Here is a 19,693-nt window from a genome sequence, read left to right as displayed (position 1 = left end):
GCTCCAGCCGCGGTGCCGATCCGTCGCTGTGCTGGAACTGCCGCCACGCGAGAGGCTGCCGTCTCACCGCTTGGCGCCACTGTCCTGGACCGTTCCACCCGCGGCGCCGTTCCGCCGCGTCCAGGCCGGAGGTGCCTGCTGGGTCACCGGCACCACCAGGCACGGCAGCCCGGAGCCATGCGCTTCTCCGTCAAAGCTTCACCACCGACGAGACCGAGCCGCCGACCCCCGTCCTGCGACTCGCTGCCACCACCTGATCCACCGCCAACCCGGCAGGTCGCTGTTGCCATACGGCCCCAGCGATCCACCGGGCTGCATTAACCACTCCGAGTCGGCCTGGCAAGAGCAAAGCAGTAATGGTGACCAGAACCACTCGCGCCGTTCCGAAGTGCCGATCGACAAAGCTCGACGTCACACCGTACGAAGTCGACGTTCGTCAATGTGTTTATTTGTGTTCGTTTGTGCTGGAGTCGGATTGGGGCTGTCGGTCCGGAATGTGTGGCTGAAAGGGCGATCGGCGGGTCACGCGAGCAGCGGCCAGCCGAGCTGCGCCGTGCTGGCCAGCAGGGCGGGCGTCTGCGGGTAGTTCTGGCTCGGCAGCTGCACCCTGATCGCCCGCAGCCAGTCCCGGTACGTCGCCCCCGCCGGCAGGGCCGCCAGGGCGGTCAAAGCCACGTACGTGAACGCGCCGTTCGGGCGGCCCGCGAACGTCGCGTCGTAGGAGTACTCGGTGTCGCGGCAGGCGGACAGCAGCAGCGCCGCGGAACGGGGGCGGGACCGCACGGGGCCGCGGCCAGTGGCGGCGGCCGGCACGGTGAGGAACGTCGACGGGGCCAGGAACCGGCTGGAGCAGCGATCGTCGCCCAGCGGACGGCTCAGCCGGGTGAGCGTGCCCGAGTGGCAGGAGTCGGAGATGAGCACCGTCCGTACGCCGGGTGCGGCCGCGGCGAAGAGGGTGAACAGCTCGTCGTCCAGCAGCGGGCCGTTCGCCGCGATGTCGTGCGGGCAGATGGCCTCGTCGCGGCCGTCGGGCTCGTCGCCGTCGAGGTCGGGTACCCAGGTGCCGTGGCCGGAGTACGTGACAACGACCGCGTCGCCGGAGCCGGCCCGGGCCAGCAGGTCGGCGACGCCGGTGCGGATCGCGGCGCCCGATGCCGCGTCGTCGAGCAGGGTGCGCACCGCGAAGCCGCGGGCGGTCAGCGCGCCGGTCCAGTCTGCGGCGTCGTTGCGGCAGCCGTACAGGTCGCTGGAGACGCCCGGGTAGTCGTTGATGCCGATGCAGAGTGCGAGTTTCATCGTGTACCCCCATGATGTGAACCTTCTGTAGTGAAGGCGTCACAGGAGGGTGAGAAGGTTCAACCGGCGCCGAAGCAGACGAACGGGGTCGCCTCCGGCAGGTCGGCCAGGGCGCGGGCGGGCGAGACGCCGGCGGCGACGGCGCGGTGGTAGTGCGCCATGACCTTGGGGCCCAGCTCGTCGGGGATCCTGGCGACGCTGGCCACGACGTTGGCGGTGCCGGCGTGCAGCAGGGCGGCGGTGAACCCGACCAGCTCGTCGCCGGCCCGCACGACCGCGCGGCCGACGTCGCAGGCCGACAGCACGACCTGGGCGGGGGCGGTGCCGAGGCGTTGCAGCTCGTACGCGAGCAGTGGCCCGTCGCCGAGTTCCAGCCGGGAGAACAGGACGTTCTGCGTGTCGTGGTGGCCGTGCGCGGCGACGTGGACGACCTGCGCGGCGTCCATGCCGGCCAGGACACCGGTCGCGGTGGCGGCCCCGCCCCGCAGCACCCGCCCGTGCGGGTAGAGCGCCGCGATCGCGTCGATCTCGGCGTCGGCGTGCACGAGGTCGGGCCCGGCGACCAGCAGCGGTACGCCTTTCGCCGCGGCATTGTCCACGGTACGGGCGGCAAGCCACACCGACGCCGACGGCGCCACGGACACCGGGCGCCTCCGCAGGCTGGGCAGCAGCCCCCAAGGCAGGACGGCGAGCTGCCTGGTCGGCACGAGGACCACGTCGTGATCGCCGAGCGCGGCCAGTACCGGCGCGATCAATGCCTGATCGAGCGCGGCGGCCTGCCGGTCGGCGCTGGCCCGCACGACCGCGGCAAGTCTCGCCGGCAGGCGCTGGTCGGCGGCGGTGTCGAGGTCGCTGAGCAGGCGGCGGACCGTCTCGGCCACCGGCAGGTACGCGCCGAGCTCGACGGACGTGATCGACCCGCCGGCCAGGACGAGGGCGTGCAGCCGGTCGCGGCGCACGAGGTAGGTGACCATGCACCGGCCGGCGCGGGCCAGCTCGGCGAGGACCTCCGCGCCGGTGGCGGCGCCGTGCCCCTCCTCGGTGTGCCCCGCCCACCAGCCCTGCCGGCGGATCGCCTGCTCCAGCTCGGCGCAGCGGGCCCGCAGCAGCGGCTCGGCCCGCCCTTCGAGCTCGGCGAGCCGCACTGCCCGGCGCAGCTGGCGCAGCTCCGCGAGGGCCTCCGCGACCTGCGGGTCCTGCGGCGGCAGGACCGAGCGGATGCGGAACGACTGGGCGCGGGAGCGTTCCGACCAGTTGAACACCAGGCTCGGCGGGCCGAGATCCCAGGAGATGTCCAGCCCGTACGCGCCGAGATCCGCCCCGAGCGCGGCGACGCTGCTCTGCAGTTCCAGGCTGCCGAACCGGCGCCGGTGCTCCTGCAGGGTCGCCAGTCCCTTGCGCAGCTCCTGCAGGGCGGCCCGCGGCCGGCCGTCGGCGCGGTGCAGCTCGGCCCGGGTGAGGCGGCGCAGGAGGTGGGTGTCGAGGGGTACGTCCCCCGGCAACACCCGCCGCGCGGCCGTCCGGTGCTCCGCGGTTGGCGTGTCACCGGCGGCGATCCGGGCGCGCAGCGCGAGAAGCTCGGCACTGCCGGCGTCGTGGCGCAGCCCGAGACCGCGCAGCGTCGCGGCGAGCAGGGTGGCCCGCCTGGCGACGGCGAGCAGCTTGCGCCGCGCGGCGGGGGTCGTTGTGGGGTGGGCTGTTTCAGCGGTTTTCGCGGTGCGGGAGGCGGCCGCGACCGGCGAGGGCTGCGCGGCGGTGGGCACGGGTGGCGGGGGTGCCGCGGGTGGCGCAGGCGGTTCAGCGGGCGAAGGCGGCGCGGCGGCGGGCGCGGAGGGTGCCGGGCGCGGGAGGTCGGTGACGGGTGGTGGCTGGGTGGCGGCGGCGAGGTCGACGCGGACCTGGAGGGCGGCGGCCAGGGCGGCCCAGGCGCGGTTGCGGCGGCGGGTGAAGCGGGCCCTGGCGCGGGCGCTCCACAGGGCTGCGGCGGTCAGGTCGCCGCTGCCGAGGGCGGCCTGGGCGCGGGCCAGTTCGGCCTCGCCGAGGTCCTGGCTGAGGCGGTGCCGCTTGAGCAGGTCGATGGCGTGGTCGAGCTCGTCCGCGGCGGCGGTGTCGAGGCCAGCGCCGAGGAGGGCGCGGGCGCGGTCGAGCATGGAGATGGCGAGGAAGCCGTCGGCGCCGAGGCGGCGCAGCGAGTCGGCGGCGGTGTCGAACGTCTGCAGCGCCGCGGGCACGTCGCCACCGGCCAGAGCGCAGTAGCCGAGGTTGTGCTCGACCTTGGCGGCGAGCAGGTCGAGCCCGTGGGCGACCGCGAGGTCGCGGCACAGGCGCAGGTCGGCGCGGGCGAGCCGGACCCGGCCGGCGGTGAGGTGCACGACGCCGCGGTTGAGCAGGGTGCGCGCGAGGACCGCCGGCTCGCCGTGCTCCTGCAGGACGGGCACGGCCGCGTCGAGCAGCTTCAGCGCGGCGTCGATCTGGCCGACGCGCAGCAGGAGCAGACCCCGCTGCTGCAGGACGGTGCCGACGTCGGTGAGGTCGGCGAGGGTCTCGGCCCGGTCGAGCAGCGCCAGGCCGAGGTCGGTGCTGCCCTGCTCGGCCTCGGCGTGGGCGAGGGTCAGCAGGAGTCGCGCGGCGAGGGCGGGCCGGGACGGTTCGCCCTCGGGCCAGCCGAGCAGCCACAGCGCCTCCGTGGCCCGCCGCGCCGCGGTCGCGGGCTGCCCGGCGGCGCCGGCGCGCACGGCCGACTTGTGCAGCCGCGCCGCCCGGACCACTTCCCGCGGCTCCGCCGCCGCGGCATCGGCGCCCGGCATCGCGACCCGCACGGCGGGCTCGGTCCCGGGCGCGCCGACGGCCCGCGCGGGGTCGCGCGGGTCGGCCTGGCTGGGCGGCTCCTCGGCTACACCACGAACGATGGCGTCACCACCGTGCGGGCGCCATCGGCCGCTTGGTCCGTCGTCGGGTGGACGCGGATCTGCACCTCGCCCCGGGTCACCCGTTGCGCGGCGAAACGGCCGCCCTCGTCGGTGTCCATGGTCTGGGGCCCGTCGACGGTCCGCAGCTCGATGCGGCACGGCGACGGGGGCGCGAGCCAGCCGTCGAGGCGGACGGTGCCCTTCGCGCCAGGGGTCCACTCGACCATGATCGTGAGGCTGGCGGACTCGAACGTGGCGCGGGTCGTCGCCTCGTCGCCGCGGACCCCCGCCAGGGCAGCGGCGGGGGGTTGCGGGACGAGCCAGCAGACCTCGATGTCGAAGCCGGTGACGCTGAGGGAGAACAACAGGTCGGCGGGGACCGGGTCGAGGCGGCCGACGATGCGGCGCAGGTCGGCGAGGAGGATGTCGTCGTCCATCGGTGCTACCCCGGGAACTCGTCGAGGGCCCGCAGCGCCCGTTGCGTGGTGGACTTCGCGTCGAGCTGGTCGAGGCGCAGCTGCGAGTCCCCGGCCGCGTTGGCCAGCAGCAGCGCGGCGACCTCGGCGGCGCCGAGCCCGGCGGCGAACGAGCTGCCGCTCCACAGCGCGAACCCGCGGGTGTAGTCGTCGGCGTCGAGGGTCTCCCGGCGCGTGGGGCGGCCGCCGGCGTTGCCCGCCTGGGTGGCGAAGGCGGCGCTGCGGCTGCCCTGGATCTTCGGGTACGTGCTGACCAGCGCCGACCCGGGTGCCCAGTACCGCACCCAGGGGCCGTCGTTGCTGAACATGGCCTTCGCGTCGTTGGGCTGGAACGCCCCGACACTCATCACCGGCAGCTCCCCGTCGCACGGCAGCGCCGCGGGGTAGAACTCGCGCGACGTGCCGTCGTTGCCGGCCGCGGCGACCACGACGACCCCCGCGGCCAGCAGCCGGTCCACGTGTTCCTGCAGCCGGATGGTGTACGAGCCGTCCGCCGCGTTCTCCACGTAGTACCCGAGCGACAGACAGACGACGTCGACCATGCGCCCGCCGGTGCCGGCCTGGGCGGCCTCGACGTCGTCGGCCAGCTTGTCGAGCGCGATGAGCAGGTCGCTCTCGTAGACGACGCCGTCGCTGTGCATGATCCGGATCTGCAGGACGGTCGCGTCGGGGGCGACCTGCCGGACGAGCCCGCCGATGAACGTGCCGTGGCCGGTGTGGGTGCCGAACTCGCCGGCGAGGGAGCCGGTCCTGATCTGCCGCTCCCACGCGTCGCGGATGCGCTGCAGCTGGTGCCCGTCGGCGATGAGCTGGTCCTGCGCGGCGAGGATCGCGGCCTGCAGCTCGGCGTCGACGGCGGTGAACCCGTCCTCGGGCAGCGGCGAGCCGAACGCGGGCACGTCGAGCCACTCGTGCGGGGCGATGCCGGTGTCGAGGACCGCCACGACGGGCCGCCGGTCGCCGAGCTCCGCGGCGGTGCGCCGGCGCGGCGGCGGCAGGACCAGGTCGACCGGCCGGCGGCCGGCACCCCCGGCCAGGCGCCAGGCGCTGCCCTCCGTCATCGGGGACCCCTCCGTCATGGGAGAGCCCTCGGTCATGGGGGAACCCTCCGTCATCGGAGAGCCTTCGGTCATGGGGGAGCCCTCGGTCATCGGCGCGCCGCCGATGGTGGCGCCGAAGAGCAGGTGGTCCAGCGACAGGTGGGCGCCGTGGCCACTGGCCCGCAGCGCCTTCAGCGCGGCCCACGCGTCGACGGACTCGGGGTCGGCGCCGTGCGCCGCGACGAGCTGCACGGCCCGCACCCGCCGCCGGACGGCCCGTTCCCTGGCCGTCCGGTCAGGCCCGTCCGGTCCGTGCGACCCGGAGCCGCCCGCATGCCCGTGGTGTCCGTGGTCGTGCGCGGACGGGGCGAGGCGCATGCCGGTCGCCGCGAGGGTCCGGTTGCAGCGCTCAAGAGCCTCCGGCTGCTGCGCCGCCGGGTCGGTCGACAGCAGGACACCGGCGCGGTAGACCGTCGGGGCGGACGCGCCGTCACCTGGCTCCAGGACCCGGGCGCCGTGCCGGCGCAGCACTGCCGCGGACGGCAGCCAGGGCGTCGAAGGGGTGTCGTTGTCGTCGCCGAGGTCAGCCTGCGCGTCCCCCGTCATCCGCCGGCAGCGTAACTGCATGTGGCTCTCCGTCCCCGCGGGGCGCCGCCGATTGATGACAGCACCGTCTCACCTCACTAGAGGGCCTCCGGGCGGCGGCTGATACAGCAATTTCAGAACGCGCTGATGACCCCCGCCGCTGGCGGGCACGGTCACGCAGCCCGAGATCCATGCCGGGATCTCAGGGCCGGTCCTGGGGCCGGTCCTGGTGGCGGCCCGCGGTGTGCCGGCGCAGCCAGGCGGCGACCCGGCCGCGCGGGACGGGGGCGGAGGCGCCGTCGTAGGCGAACGCGGCCTCCCGCTCGGCGAGCTCCCCACGGGCCAGGGGCGGCAGGGTGTCCCGCACGGTGCGGGCGAAGTCCCAGCCGTCGCGCAGCGACCCCTGCGGCGGCCGGCCGCCGGCCCACGCGGCGAACGCGGAGGTCCACCGGTCGCCGAACGCCGCGGCCAGGAACGGCCAGGTCCGGGACACCTCGCCGGCGCGTTTGCGGCGCAGGGCGGTGCGGGTGGCCCGTACACCTGCCGCAGCGAACCCAGCGGGAATCTCACCGCCGGCGACGAGCGCCTCCACCAGCGCCCGCTGCTCGTCCGCCAAGGTCATGCCGTCACCGTGATCCGGGGCAGGCCGGCGGCGGCGCTGAGGGCGTCGAGCTCGCGGGTCAGGTCGGCGGCGGGCGGGTAGTGGCCGTCGCGCTCCAGCATGAGCGCCGGTGGGACGGTCCGCGCGCACAGCTCCTTGACCAGGTCGAGGACCTCCGGCGGGGTCGCGTCGGTGTGGGTGTCGTGGTAGAAGCCGTCGTGTTCGGCGCCTCCGGCGACGTGCACGTAGGCGATCCGCTCCAGCGGCAGCGCGTCGAGCAGGGCGGTGGGGTCCTCGCCGCGGTTGCGGGCGTTGGCGTACACGTTGGCGACGTCCAGCAGCAGCCCGCAGCCGGTCCGGTCGAGGATCTCGGTGAGGAACTGCGCCTCGGTCAGCTCCGGGTCGGGCCAGTCGAACAGCGCCGCGATCGGTTCGAGGGCGAGGGCCACGCCGCCGAGCGCGGCCCGGGTCCGGCGGACGTTGGCGACGACCGCGTCGACCGCCTCGCGGGTGCGGGGCACCGGCAGCAGGTGCCCCGCCTCGACGCCGCCCGCCCGCACGAACGCGATGTGCTCGCTGACCAGCGGCGAGCGCAGCAGCTCGGCGCAGCGGGCCAGGTGCGCGGCGCGGGCGTCGTCGACGGGCTCGGCGCCGCCGAGGGACAGCCGTACGCCGTGCGGCACGACCCGCACGCCGCGCTCGACCAGGTTCATCAGCAGCTGCGGCGGGTGCGCCGGGTGGACCGACTCGGCGACGACCTCGGTGAAGCGCAGCCCGGGCAGGGCGGCGACGTACCCGGCGATCTCCGGCCGCCAGCCGATGCCGATCGTCGCCCCCGTGCCCGCCGGCTGGGTCATCCGCCGCACCCGCCTCCGCCGCCACCGCAGCTGCTGCCACCGCCGCCGCACGAGCTCGACGAGCCCGAGTCGGAGCTGCCCCAGCCGCCGTCGCTGCCCCCGCCGCTGCTGCCGCCGCTGCTCATCGCGACGTTGCGCTGCAGCTCGGCGGCCTCGGCGAACTCGGGGTCGGCGAGGAAGAACGCGCCGGCGCCGTACAGCCCGACGCTGAGCGCCGCCGCCTCGGGGCCGTAGGTCGACCAGGACGGCGACTGGCGCGGCGCCAGGTGCGCCGTCCGGGCCCGCATCTGGGCCAGCAGGCGCCTGCCGTTGGTGGTGGTCCGCGGTACCCGCCAGAACAGCAACGCGATGATCACGACCGGGATGACCAGCAGGATCAGGAAGCCGACCGGGCGGTCGTTGGCGATGCCGGCGACGATGCGGGCGACCCCCAGGGCGGCGGCGGCGAAGACGATGAACGACGCGATCCGCACGCCCCGGCGGCGGTCCTCGTCCATCAGCCAGCCGGCGAGGGTGAGCTGCTCCTCGGTGCGTCGCAGCACGCCCGACACGGCGGCGTCGGTCTGCACGCTGCGGACGGGGACGCGGCGGCCGGCGGCGGCGTGGACGGCCCGGTCGAGCTCGCCGGCGCCCGTCGGGACGCGCCCGGCCTGCCGCAGCGTGCCGCGGGCATTGGTGTCGACGGCGCCCGCGGCCCGCAGCGCGGCCAGCGAGCTGTAGACGGCCAGCCGCCGGTCGCCGTTGAGCAGCGCGGCCTGGGTCGGGGTCAGGTCCCGGGCACTGCGCAGCGAGGGGCCGCGCAGGTGACCGCGCCGCCAGATGAGCGCGGTGATGATCGCGAGTGCGGCGAGCCCGGCGTACAGCCACAGGAAGTCCGGGCCGGCGATGCCCCAGGTGTCCCCGGGCCCCGCCACGATCGATGTCCTCATGCGGTCAGTGTGGGTGGGGGCGTCGACGAACGCCCGTCCCCGGCCGGACACTTGAGGAAACCTTGTGACGCAGCTCATCGTGATCGTCACGCAGCGCAGGCTCATGACCTGCGGACCGCCGCCTCGACCAGGTTGAGCACCGCCTCGAGATCCTGGACGGGACGCCCTGTGGCCAGGTGCAGGACCAGGCCGTCATACGCCAGCTCCAGGAACTGCGCGAGGACGCCGATCGGCACGTCGGCGCGCAGCACGCCCGCCTCCCGCTGGCGCTGCAGCCGCTCCCGGGTCGCCTCGGCGACCGCCTCGGACCGGACCGCCCAGCGCTTGGCGAACTCGGGGTCGGTGCGCAGCCGCCGCGACACCTCCAGCTGGCTGCCGAGCCAGCCGGCCACGTCGGCGCCCTGCTGGGCGGTGGCGTCGGTCGCGGCGCGCTCCAGCAGGTCCCGCATGACCTGCACCAGGCCGTGCTGGGCGACCGTGGCCACCATGGTCGCGGCGTCGTCCTCGGCCACGGCGAGGAAGAGGGAGTCCTTGTCCCGGAAGTGGTGGAAGATCGCACCCCGGGACAGTCCGATCTCTTCTTCCAGCCGCCGGACCGTGGCACCCTCATACCCGTGGCGGGCGAAACAGGTCCGCGCGCCGGTGAGGATCTCCTTCCGGCGTGCGTCGAGCTGGTCCTGGCTCACCCTGGGCACGCCCCTGATTATGCAAGCCGTACATACGGTTTGGCACGTTGCGGCCCGCCCGGTCCGGTCCGGCGCGGCGAAGAAGCCGGGAACTGCAAGAAACAGCATCTGTTAGTTGTCATTCCCGTCACGTAACCTGCCCGCGTGCCCCTGTTGTTGCTCTCCCTGGACGACACCCTGCTGGACAGGGCCGGGGCGTTCCGCGCATGGGCGAGCGACTTCCTGGTCAGGGTCGGCGCGCCCGCGTACGACCTGGACTGGCTGCTGTCGGTGGACGCCGACGGCATTGGCTCCACGTGGGACGTCGCGGAGGCCGTCAAGGAGCGCTACCGGCTGCGCGAGGCCGCGATCGACCTGGTCGAGGAGATCCGCGGCGAGCTGATGAGCCGGGTGCGGTTCGACCCGCTGACGGCGTGCGCGCTCGCGATCGCCGAGGACGCCGGCTGGGTGCCGGTCGTGGTCACCAACGGCGAGACCCGCCAGCAGGAGGAGAAGCTGCGCAAGACCGGGCTCGACCGGTACCTCGCGGACTGGGTGATCTCGGAGGAGGTCGGGGTGCGCAAGCCGAACCCGCGGATCTTCGCCATCGCGGCGGAGCGGGCCCGGATGCGCCTGGGCGGGGCGTGGCTGATCGGTGACAGCCCCGAGGCCGACATCGGCGGCGCGGCGGGGGTCGGGATGCGCAGCGTCTGGCTGCACCGGGGGCGCCGCTGGGTGGAGCCCCGGTACGCGCCGACCCGGACCGCGGACGGGGTGATCGCCGCGATCGCCGAGGTCATGGCGTCGCGGTAATTCGGTTGCGCGTCGGCGAGGGGTGCGACAGAGTGCACCCCAACTTCGAGTTGAGAGGGGGCTGGTTCGCATGGCTGCCGTCACGGCGCGATTCCGCATGCCGACTTCCGCTTCCATCTCAACTCTGGAGACCTCGCGTTGCGCGACAACGACTCTTTTGGTGCGTCCACCCGCCGCCGTCGCAAGTTCGACGACGACGACCCGATCTTCGTAAAGCGCTCCTCACCGTCCACCGATCCCGTCTGGGACGTCGTGGAGGAGGAGACCGGCTGGTCCTCGTGGAGCGCGCCCGGCGTGCAGCACGGGCCCGCCCCGATCCCCGACTGGGTGATCACCGAGCACGCCGCCAAGGACACCGACCGGGGCGTGCTCAAGACCGGTAAGGAAGCCGACGTCCACCTGGTGGAGCGCGGCGTCCCCGGCACCGACCGGCGGGTCCTGCTCGCCGCGAAGCGCTACCGGGCCGCCGAGCACCGCCTCTTCCACCGCGACTCCGGCTACCTGGAGGGCCGCCGGGTCCGCGAGTCCCGGGTCACCCGGGCGATGGCGGGGCGCACCGCGTTCGGCCGGGAGGCCATCGCGGGGCAGTGGGCCCAGGCCGAGTTCGCCGCGCTCGCGCAGCTGTGGGAGCTGGGCGTGCGGGTGCCGTACCCGGTGCAGCTGCTCGGCACGGAGCTCATGCTGGAGTTCATCGGCGACGACGACGGCACGGCCGCGCCGCGCCTGGCGCAGACCAGGCCGGACGCCGACCAGCTCGCCGACCTGTGGTGGCAGCTCGTCGACGGGCTGCGGGTCCTCGCCCGCGCCGGCGTGGCGCACGGCGACCTGTCGCCGTACAACACGCTGGTGCACGACGGGCGGCTCATCATCATCGACCTGCCGCAGATCGTCGACGTGGTGATCAACCCGAAGGGCTCGGAGTTCCTGGCCCGCGACGTGGCGAACATGGCGAAGTGGTTCACCGGCAAGGGCTTCCCGGTGGACCCGGAGCCGCTGATCGTGGAGCTGCTGCACGACGCGGGCATGCGGGTCTGACGGCGATGTGCGCGGCCCGCCCGGTGTTGTGGCCGGGCGGGCCGCGGGTGAAAGCGGCGGGGGAGGGTCGTTCCGCCGCTTCCGTCTTCGCAGGGCTTGAACCTTGCGCAGTCTCTGGGTGGGGCTCAGCCCCTCCGCCAACCTGCAAAGGTCTAGTCGGGGAACGTTTCGCGGTTGCACGCAGGCCCGCCGCCTGAGATCACGATCACGGAATCATGAGCAGCTTCCCGGTCGTGCGCCGGCCTTCGAGCGCCGCGTACGCCTCCCGGGCCTCGTCCAGCGGGTACCGGCCGGTGACCGCGATCTCCACCACCCCGCCGGCGATCCAGCCGAACAGCGTCTCCGCCCGCTCCAGCAGCTCGTGCCGGGCCGCGATGAAGTGCCCCAGCGTCGGCCGGGTGAGCGAGTAGGAGCCCTGCATCAGGCGCAGCGGGTCGAACGGCGGCACCTTCCCGCTCGCCGCGCCGAACAGCACCAGCGTGCCGCGTGGCCGCAGCGCCTGCAGGCTCAGGTCGAACGTGTCCTTGCCCACGCCGTCGTACACCGCGGCCGCGCCGTCGCTGACGTCCCGCACCGCCGCGAGGGCGTCCTCGTAGGCGACGGCCAGCACCGCGCCGTCCGCCCGGGCGATCTCCCGCTTCTCCTCGGTGCCGGCGGTCGCCACCACCCGCCCGCCGAGATGCGTGACGATCCTGGTCAGCAGCCGGCCGACCCCGCCGGCGGCGGCGTGCACCAGGACCGTGTCGCCGGCGCGCACCGGGTACGAGTCGTGCGTCAGGTAGTGCGCGGTCAGGCCCTGCAGCAGCGCGGCGGCCGCCTGCTCGGTGGCGGTCCCGTCCGGCACCGGCACCAGCCGGTCGGCCGGGACGACCGCCTGCTCGGCGTGGCTGCCGGGCACGCCGGTCCACGCCACCCGGTCGCCCGCCGCGAGCCCCGCCACCCCGTCGCCGAGCCGCAGCACCGTGCCGGCGCCCTCGCTGCCCAGGGTGAACGGCAGGGGCACCTGGTAGGTGCCGTTCCGCTGGTACACGTCGATGAAATTCACCCCGCTCGCCTCGACGAGCACCAGCACCTCACCCGGACCCGGATCCGGATCCGGCACGTCCCGGACCTGCAGCACCGACCCGTCGCCGTACCCGTCGAACACCACCGCGCGCATTCGTACCCCTCTTCGTCGTGTCGGCTTCCTGTCTACCCCAAACCGACGATCGGAAATGTCGTACCGCTGCCGTACGATCCCGGGGTCTTTGGAGGTGAGTACGTGGGGCCGACCCATCGTCTCGCGATCGATCTGGGCACCTGCCACACCGTCGCGGTCGTCCGCCGCGGCGACGAGGCGCCACGCGCCCTTCTGTTCGACGGCTCGCCGGTGATGGCGTCGGGCATCTACGCCGACGAGAGCGGCCGGCTGTCCGTCGGCCGCGACGCCGAGCGGCTGTCGCAGCTGGCCCCGTCCCGGTTCGAGCCGTATCCGAAGCGCAGCGTCGACGAGGGCGCCGTCCTGCTCGGCGACACCGAGGTCACCGTCGTGGAGATGCTCGCCGCCCTGCTCAAGCGGGTCGCCGACGAGTCGCTGCAGGCCGGGGTCAACCCGGTCGGCTCCACCGTGCTCACCTGCCCCGCCGACTGGGGCGGCCAGCGCCGCGGCGTGCTGCTCGAGGCGGCCCGCGCGGCCAACCTCGGCCCCGTCGTGCTCGTCGACGAGCCCATCGCCGCCGCGACCTACTGCCTGCGCGTCCTCGGCCAGCAGGTCGCCCCGCTGCAGTCCCTCGCCGTGTTCGACTTCGGCGGCGGCACCCTCGACGTGTCCGTGGTGCGCCGCGAGTTCGACGGCCTGCGCGTCCTCGGCGTCGGCGGCCTCGACGACCTCGGCGGTGTCGACATCGACGCGGCGCTCGTCGGCCACCTCGGCCAGCTGATCAACCTGCGCAACCCCGAGATCTGGCAGCGCCTCGCCAACCCCGACAGCACCGCCGCCCACCGCGACCGCCGCGCGTTGTGGAATGAGGTGCGCGCCGCCAAGGAGATGCTGTCGCGCGCCGCCTCCGCCCCGATCCACGTCCCGGGCACCGAGGAGGCGCTGCACATCACCCGCGAGGAGCTGGAGCGCGTCGCCGGCCCTCTCATCGACCGCGCCGTCGACGAGACCCGCCGCGTCCTGGAGCGCGCCGGCGTCGACGTCCGCCAGCTCGCCGGCATCTTCCTCGTCGGCGGCTCGTCGCGCATCCCGCTCGTCGCCAGCCGCCTGCACGCCCGCTTCGGCGTCGCCCCGGTCGTGCCCGAGCAGCCGGAGCTGCCGGTCGCCTATGGCGGCATGCTCGCCGTCGCCACCCCGCCGCAGCAGCTCTTCGACGGCGGCCAGCCCTCGGCACCCCGGCCGGTCTCCGGCACTCCCGTCTCACCCGGCGGCTCCACCTCGTTCCCCGTCTCGGTGCCGTTCCCGGCCTCCAGCGTGCCGACCTCCCCGGGTGCCTATGGCTCACCGGCGGGCCTGTCGCGGCCGTTCGCCGCGCAGCCACCGTCCGCGCTGGCCTCCCCGGCGACGGCCCCGGGCGCGTTCATCCCCAACCAGACCCCACCGCCCGGCGCGGGCCGTCCCGGCGTCGCCCCTGGAGCTCCCGGGGCTCCGGGCGGGCCCGCCGCGTTCGGCGCGGCGGCGCCGCCGGGGCTCGGCGCTCCCGGCGCCCCTGGTGGCCTTGCCCGGCCGGGTGTCCCCGCCGGGATCGGTGCTCCGGGCGCCCCCGGCGGTCCCGGGTTCGGCGGCCCGGCGTTCACGCCGCCGCCCCCGCCGGTGGTGATCCGCCCGCGCCGCCGCACGGGCCCGTGGATCGCCCTCATCATCGTGCTGTCCCTGATCGGCGGCTGCCTGTGGGGCGGCACCAAGATCTTCGGCTGGATCGGCGCCCAGTTCGAAGCGGTGAAGGACGGCTTCCCCGGCGACAGCCCGACAGGTGACGACGGCAAGCTCACCAACCCGAAGGCCGAAGGGCTCAAGGAAGGCAAACCGATCACGGTCGACCCGGCCGCGGGCGCGTTCACCGCGCTCGCCGGCGCCGGTGTGATCTACACCGCCGAGTCAACCGCGGACAGCACCAAGGTCACGGCCTATCCGACGCTGGACGACAAGGCGACGTGGACGGTCAGCGTGCCGATGGCGCCGAAGGACGTGCGCCTCAGCCTCGTCGGTGGCCTCTTGCTGGTCGACGGTGACAACGACACGAAGCGCGACGACAACGACTCGCGAGCCGTCCTCAACGCCGCCGACGGCGCCGTGAAGTGGACCGCGGCCTGGGACAACCGGATCGACCTGCAGTATCTGCGCAACGGCAACGGTATCGACGCCATCACCGAGGTCCGGTCCAACCCGTCGTCGGTGCAGCGCATCGACCTGCTCACCGGGCAGTCCCGCTGGACCCATCCGGGTGAGAAGACGTTCTTCATCAATGATCAGCGCAGGGCGAAGGCGGCGCTGACGTGGACGAGGTCGGCGGACGCCGGTGACCTCGCGGTGCCGACCTATGGCCAGTCGTTCAGTGAGCTGCAGTCGTTCGCGGAGTCACTGGGCGCGGACCCGGCGACCGTCGTGCACGTCATCGACGACAACACCGTCACCCTTATCAACCTCGCCGATGGCAAGACCAAGGCGTCGGCGCCCATCAAAGGCGGGCGCAACGAGTTCTTCATGTCCTACGGCGGCGCGTTCGTCTCGGTGCCGCCCAACGCCACCAACACGATCGTCGGCTACAGCCTGCGCGACCTCGGCAAGCTCTGGGACTTCAAGGCGCCACCCGGCGTCGAGATCGAGAGCATCCGCCCGTGCGCCGAGAAGTTGATCTGCCTGTCACTGCAGAAGTCGCTGGACTACACGATCACCGCGGTCAACGTCGGCGACGGCAAACAGGCGTGGACGAAGCAGCTCGGGCAGGGCGATGAGCCCAACTGGTACGTCCTGGACGGCAAGTTGCTGCTGGGTGAGGATTCCGGCGGCGACGTGAGCGGACCGTCGATCGTTGACCCCGCCAACGGCAACGTCAAGTACGGTGTCGCCGAGTCCTCGACGTCACCCACGGCGATGGCCGCAGGCAACAACCGGGTCGCGGTGAGGACGCTGCGGGTCTCCGGCGGCGCCTCGGTGTGGCAGGTGTCGGTCGCCGACCTCGGCACGGGCAAGGTGATCGGTGCCGCCGACGTCAGCGTCAGCGGCAACACCCTGACGACGATCAGCGTCAGCGCCGACTCGGTCACCGCGATCTCCGACAAGGAAATGGTCATCCACCGCTACGCCATTCCGAAGAGCTGACGAGCCCGGGACGTCGACCCGGGACGACCCAGGCTCCGCTCACGGCAGGCGGATTCCGGTGGCGGGTCGCAATTGTCCGCCGGGGCAGCGGCGCGGCCAATGCATTGACATATTCACCTACGTGCCAGCCGGGTGGCGGTGCGCGGGAACGGAGTGTTGATGGTAGGGAAGCGCGTTCTGCTCCGGCTGCTGGTGGCCGCCTGTCTCGGTGTGGCGGGTGCGGCGGTCGCCGCGTCGCCGGCCAGCGCCGCCGGGGTGCCGGTGTGCACGGACTGGAAACAGAGTGGCGCGATCAAGGTCCCGGTGTCGTCGTCCGGTGACTCGTACTGCTGGATGCAGCGGGGGCACCGGACCCGGGGAGTCTGGATGCTGCAGTACTCCATCAACATGTGTTACGGCGCGTACCTGCAGTCGATCCACTTCCCGTACACCGTCTCGCAGGACAGCGACTTCGGCCCGATCACCGAGGCTGCGCTGCGTGAGGTGCAGAAGCTCGAAGACTCGCGGTATCCGGGGGTCAATGTCGTCGCCGACGGCATCTACGGCTACGTGACCGCGCACGTGATGTTCCACTCGACCGGCAAGGACTACAACTGCTACCGGCTCTGACCGCGGCGTGAACCACGACGGGCCGGTCACCGTGGAGGTGACCGGCCCGCCGGCGTGCTGCGGTGCGGGAAGGGTTACGCCTCGATCATCTTGCGCAGGACGTACTGCAGGATGCCGCCGTGGCGGTAGTAGTCCGCCTCGCCGGGGGTGTCGATGCGCACCACGGCCTCGAAGGTGACGCCGGTGTCGGTGGTGACGGTGACGGTGCGGGGCGTGGTGCCTTCGTTGAGCTGCTCGACGCCGGTGACCGTGAAGGTCTCGGTGCCGGTGAGGCCCAGCGACTCGGCGTTCTGGCCCTGCGGGTACTGCAGCGGCAGCACGCCCATGCCGATGAGGTTGGAGCGGTGGATGCGCTCGTAGCTCTCGGCGATCACGGTGCGCACGCCGAGCAGCGCGGTGCCCTTGGCGGCCCAGTCGCGGGACGAGCCGGAGCCGTACTCCTTGCCGGCGAGGATCACCAGGGGCGTGCCGGCCTCGGCGTACGCGACGGACGCGTCGTAGATCGTGGTCTGCTCGCCGGTGAGGTGGTTGATGGTGACGCCGCCCTCGGTGCCGGGGGCGAGCTGGTTGCGCAGCCGGATGTTGGCGAACGTGCCCCGGATCATCACCTCGTGGTTGCCGCGGCGGGAGCCGTACGAGTTGAAGTCCTTGCGGTCGACGCCGTGCTCGGCCAGGTACTTTCCGGCGGGGGAGTCGGCCTTGATGGAGCCGGCCGGCGAGATGTGGTCGGTGGTGACGGAGTCGCCGAGCTTCGCCAGGACCCGGGCGCCGGTGATGTCGGAGACCGGGGCCGGGGTGGTGGCCATGCCCTCGAAGTAGGGGGGCTTGCGCACGTACGTCGACGACGTATCCCACTCGAACGTGCTGCCGGTCGGGGTGGGCAGGGACTGCCACTGCTCGTCACCGGCGAACACGTCGGCGTAGCGCGTCTTGTACAGGTCGCTGCCGATGGCCGCGGCGATGGTGTCCTCGACCTCCTTCGGCGTCGGCCAGATGTCGCGCAGGTACACGGGCTGGCCGTCGGAGCCGGTGCCGAGCGGCTCGCTGGTGAGGTCCAGGTCCATCGTGCCGGCGAGGGCGTACGCGACCACCAGCGGCGGCGAGGCCAGGTAGTTCATCTTCACGTCGGGGTTGATGCGACCCTCGAAGTTGCGGTTGCCGGACAGCACCGACACGACGCTCAGGTCGTGCTCGTTGATCGCGGCGCTGACCGCCTCCGGCAGCGGGCCGGAGTTGCCGATGCAGGTGGTGCAGCCGTACCCGACGAGGTTGAAGCCGAGCTTGTTCAGGTACGGGGTGAGCCCTGCCCGCTCGTAGTAATCGGTGACGACCTTCGACCCGGGCGCGAGGGTGGTCTTCACCCACGGCTTGCTGGTGAGGCCCCGCTCGACGGCGTTGCGGGCCAGCAGGCCGGCGCCGATCATGACCTGCGGGTTGGACGTGTTGGTGCAGGAGGTGATCGCGGCGATGACGACGGCGCCGTGGTCGAGCTCGAAGTCGCCGACCTTCACCGGCGTCGACGGCCGCCCGTTGGCGCCGCGCGCGGCGGAGACCAGGTCGTGCGGCTTGTCGCCGTTGGACTGCACGTGGTTGGCCGGCGGGTCGCTGGCCGGGAACGACTCGGCGCTCGCCTCGTCGGCCGGGCCCTCCACGCCGTCGCTGGTGACGTAGTCACCCAGCGCCCCACGGAACAGCGGCTTGGCGCTCTTCAGCGGCACCCGGTCCTGCGGGCGCTTCGGGCCGGCGAGCGACGGCTCGATCGTGGACAGGTCCAGCTCGAGGCGCTCCGAGTAGTCGGGCTCGGCGGCCGGGTCGTGCCAGAGGCCCTGCTCCTTGGCGTACGCCTCGACCAGGGCGACCTGCGCCTCGTCGCGGCCGGTGAGGCGCAGGTACTTGATGGTCTCGTCGTCGATCGGGAAGATTGCGACGGTCGAGCCGTACTCGGGGCTCATGTTGCCGATCGTGGCCCGGTTGGCGAGCGGGACGGCGCTGACGCCGGGGCCGTAGAACTCGACGAACTTGCCGACGACGCCGTGCTTGCGCAGCTTCTCGGTGATGACGAGCACCAGGTCGGTGGCGGTGCAGCCCTCCGGCAGCTCGCCGCTGAGCTTGAACCCGACGACCCGCGGGATCAGCATCGACACCGGCTGGCCGAGCATCGCGGCCTCGGCCTCGATGCCGCCGACGCCCCAGCCGACGACGCCGAGGCCGTTGACCATCGTGGTGTGCGAGTCGGTGCCGACGACCGTGTCCGGGTACGCCTGGCCGTTTCGGGGCATGACCACCGGGGCCAGGTACTCGATGTTGACCTGGTGCACGATGCCGGTGCCCGGCGGCACGACCTTGAACTCGTTGAACGCGGTCTGGCCCCAGCGCAGGAACTGGTAGCGCTCCTTGTTGCGGCCGTACTCCAGCTCGACGTTGCGCTCGAAGGCGTCCGGCCGGCCGAACAGGTCGGCGATCACCGAGTGGTCGATGACCAGCTCGGCGGGGGCCAGGGGGTTGACCCGGGTCGGGTCGCCGCCCAGCTCCACGACGGCCTCGCGCATGGTGGCCAGGTCGACCACGCACGGCACGCCGGTGAAGTCCTGCATCAGCACCCGGGCGGGGGTGAACTGGATCTCGACGCTGGGCTCCGCGGTGGCGTCCCACCCGCCGAGGGCACGGATGTGCTCGGCGGTGATGTTGGCGCCGTCCTCGGTGCGCAGCAGGTTTTCGAGGAGGATCTTCAGGCTGTAGGGCAGGCGCTCGGCGCCCTCGACCTTGTCGACCTTGAAGATCTCGTAGCTGGCGTCACCGACGCTCAGCTGGCTCTTGGCTCCGAACGTGTCGAGGCTCGCCACGGCGTTGCTCCCTACAGTCAGTCAGGCGGGTGTCAGGGCAAGTCTTCCGCAACCGGGATGCCCGGTGGTCGTCAATCAAGAAAACCGTACGTCCGTCTTGTTAAACCCGCAAGCGTGTACCAAGCTGTGAAACATGATTCACCACGCCTGACGCGCCTGCCCGGCGGCCCCGGAAGCTTGCAGCCCGTTGTGTAGTCGCCGACAGTTGACCGCAACCGCCGCCTACAGGTCCACGGCCCACGCGTCGGCCGTCGGCCCCTGCTGGAAGCCGGCCTGCCGCAGCAGGTCGTGGCCGGGCTGGGGAAGGGCCGCGGCCAGCCGGCGCGCGGATCCGGCCCGCAGCGCGTCGATGAGCCCTTGCAGCACCTGTACGGCGAGATCGTGCCGGCCGGGTGGTGCGGCGAGGCGGATCAGCCGGACCGTGGTCCCGTCGGGCCTGACGGCGGCGAGGGCGGCGGCCGGCTGCTCGTCGTCGGAGGCCGGATCGACCAGTTCCCACCACTGGACCCCGGACATGGCCGGCGTGCCCCAGCGGGCGGTGACGCGCCGGGTCACGGCGAGACGGTGCGCCGGCACTCGCCGGACGAGAAGTAGGGGATCCACGCCACCACTGTGCGAGACCGGTCTTGCAGGACCCTTGCCGTCACTTTGCCACCTGACCGCGCGACCGGGCCGGGGCCCGGCCGCGCGGCGGGCGTCAGAAACCGAACGTCGAGACCAGCACGGCGCGCGCGA

Annotated in this window: 15 protein-coding genes; 4 read left to right on the top strand and 11 right to left on the bottom strand. The window is 73.1% G+C overall.

All coding sequences use genetic code 11. The features are described 5' to 3' along the window. Positions 1-522 precede the first annotated feature (522 nt). The 8 genes from AB0H83_RS42330 to AB0H83_RS42295 form a co-directional block, all read right to left on the bottom strand. Positions 523-1,296 (bottom strand): caspase family protein, encoded by a 774-nt coding sequence (locus AB0H83_RS42330; RefSeq protein WP_360106237.1) that lies wholly within the window; start codon positions 1,294-1,296, stop codon positions 523-525. Positions 1,297-1,355: 59 nt separating this feature from the next. Then, on the bottom strand, positions 1,356-4,115 hold the full coding sequence (locus AB0H83_RS42325) for a CHAT domain-containing protein (protein WP_360106234.1): 2,760 nt from the start codon (positions 4,113-4,115) through the stop codon (positions 1,356-1,358). Between the two features lie 74 nt (positions 4,116-4,189). Then, entirely contained in the window at positions 4,190-4,642 is a 453-nt protein-coding gene (locus AB0H83_RS42320; protein ID WP_360106231.1) for a hypothetical protein, read from the bottom strand. Between the two features lie 5 nt (positions 4,643-4,647). Beyond that, on the bottom strand, positions 4,648-6,327 hold the full coding sequence (locus AB0H83_RS42315; RefSeq protein ID WP_360106228.1) for a S8 family serine peptidase: 1,680 nt from the start codon (positions 6,325-6,327) through the stop codon (positions 4,648-4,650). 181 nt (positions 6,328-6,508) lie between these two features. Further along, positions 6,509-6,928 (bottom strand): hypothetical protein, encoded by a 420-nt coding sequence (locus tag AB0H83_RS42310; protein WP_360106225.1) that lies wholly within the window; start codon positions 6,926-6,928, stop codon positions 6,509-6,511. Next, entirely contained in the window at positions 6,925-7,764 is an 840-nt protein-coding gene (locus tag AB0H83_RS42305) for a DUF692 domain-containing protein (protein ID WP_360106222.1), read from the bottom strand. The genes AB0H83_RS42310 and AB0H83_RS42305 overlap by 4 nt, the downstream gene beginning before the upstream one ends. Further along, positions 7,761-8,693 carry a TIGR04222 domain-containing membrane protein gene (locus AB0H83_RS42300; protein ID WP_360106219.1) on the bottom strand — a complete coding sequence of 311 codons (933 nt, stop codon included), beginning with the start codon at positions 8,691-8,693 and terminating at the stop codon, positions 7,761-7,763. The genes AB0H83_RS42305 and AB0H83_RS42300 overlap by 4 nt, the downstream gene beginning before the upstream one ends. Positions 8,694-8,794: 101 nt before the next feature. After that, the gene (locus AB0H83_RS42295) at positions 8,795-9,388 is read right to left on the bottom strand and encodes a TetR/AcrR family transcriptional regulator (protein WP_360106216.1); all 594 of its coding nucleotides are present in this window, start codon (positions 9,386-9,388) and stop codon (positions 8,795-8,797) included. Positions 9,389-9,523: 135 nt separating this feature from the next. Between AB0H83_RS42295 and AB0H83_RS42290 the strand changes: the two genes are divergently transcribed. Continuing rightward, positions 9,524-10,171 (top strand): HAD family hydrolase, encoded by a 648-nt coding sequence (locus AB0H83_RS42290; RefSeq protein WP_360106213.1) that lies wholly within the window; start codon positions 9,524-9,526, stop codon positions 10,169-10,171. Positions 10,172-10,309: 138 nt separating this feature from the next. Continuing rightward, positions 10,310-11,206 carry an RIO1 family regulatory kinase/ATPase gene (locus AB0H83_RS42285; RefSeq protein WP_360106210.1) on the top strand — a complete coding sequence of 299 codons (897 nt, stop codon included), beginning with the start codon at positions 10,310-10,312 and terminating at the stop codon, positions 11,204-11,206. 205 nt (positions 11,207-11,411) lie between these two features. Here AB0H83_RS42285 and AB0H83_RS42280 read toward each other — a convergent pair whose 3' ends face one another. After that, positions 11,412-12,365 (bottom strand): quinone oxidoreductase, encoded by a 954-nt coding sequence (locus AB0H83_RS42280; RefSeq protein WP_360106207.1) that lies wholly within the window; start codon positions 12,363-12,365, stop codon positions 11,412-11,414. A 102-nt stretch (positions 12,366-12,467) separates the two neighbouring features. Between AB0H83_RS42280 and AB0H83_RS42275 the strand changes: the two genes are divergently transcribed. Together AB0H83_RS42275 and AB0H83_RS42270 are read left to right on the top strand one after the other, a co-directional pair. Further along, positions 12,468-15,506: an Hsp70 family protein gene (locus AB0H83_RS42275; RefSeq protein WP_360106204.1), complete on the top strand. Its 3,039-nt coding sequence runs from the start codon at positions 12,468-12,470 to the stop codon at positions 15,504-15,506. A 159-nt stretch (positions 15,507-15,665) separates the two neighbouring features. Further along, positions 15,666-16,115 carry a hypothetical protein gene (locus AB0H83_RS42270; protein WP_360106201.1) on the top strand — a complete coding sequence of 150 codons (450 nt, stop codon included), beginning with the start codon at positions 15,666-15,668 and terminating at the stop codon, positions 16,113-16,115. Positions 16,116-16,189: 74 nt separating this feature from the next. Here AB0H83_RS42270 and AB0H83_RS42265 read toward each other — a convergent pair whose 3' ends face one another. Together AB0H83_RS42265 and AB0H83_RS42260 are read right to left on the bottom strand one after the other, a co-directional pair. Next, the gene (locus AB0H83_RS42265) at positions 16,190-18,958 is read right to left on the bottom strand and encodes an aconitate hydratase (protein ID WP_360106198.1); all 2,769 of its coding nucleotides are present in this window, start codon (positions 18,956-18,958) and stop codon (positions 16,190-16,192) included. A 222-nt stretch (positions 18,959-19,180) separates the two neighbouring features. Continuing rightward, entirely contained in the window at positions 19,181-19,561 is a 381-nt protein-coding gene (locus AB0H83_RS42260) for a hypothetical protein (protein WP_360106196.1), read from the bottom strand. Positions 19,562-19,693: the final 132 nt, after the last annotated feature.

Source organism: Dactylosporangium sp. NPDC050688, from assembly GCF_040654515.1.
Classification (GTDB): domain Bacteria; phylum Actinomycetota; class Actinomycetes; order Mycobacteriales; family Micromonosporaceae; genus Dactylosporangium.
The sequence above is the reverse complement of the archived record's forward strand: the minus strand, read 5'-3'. Positions and strand labels throughout refer to the sequence as shown.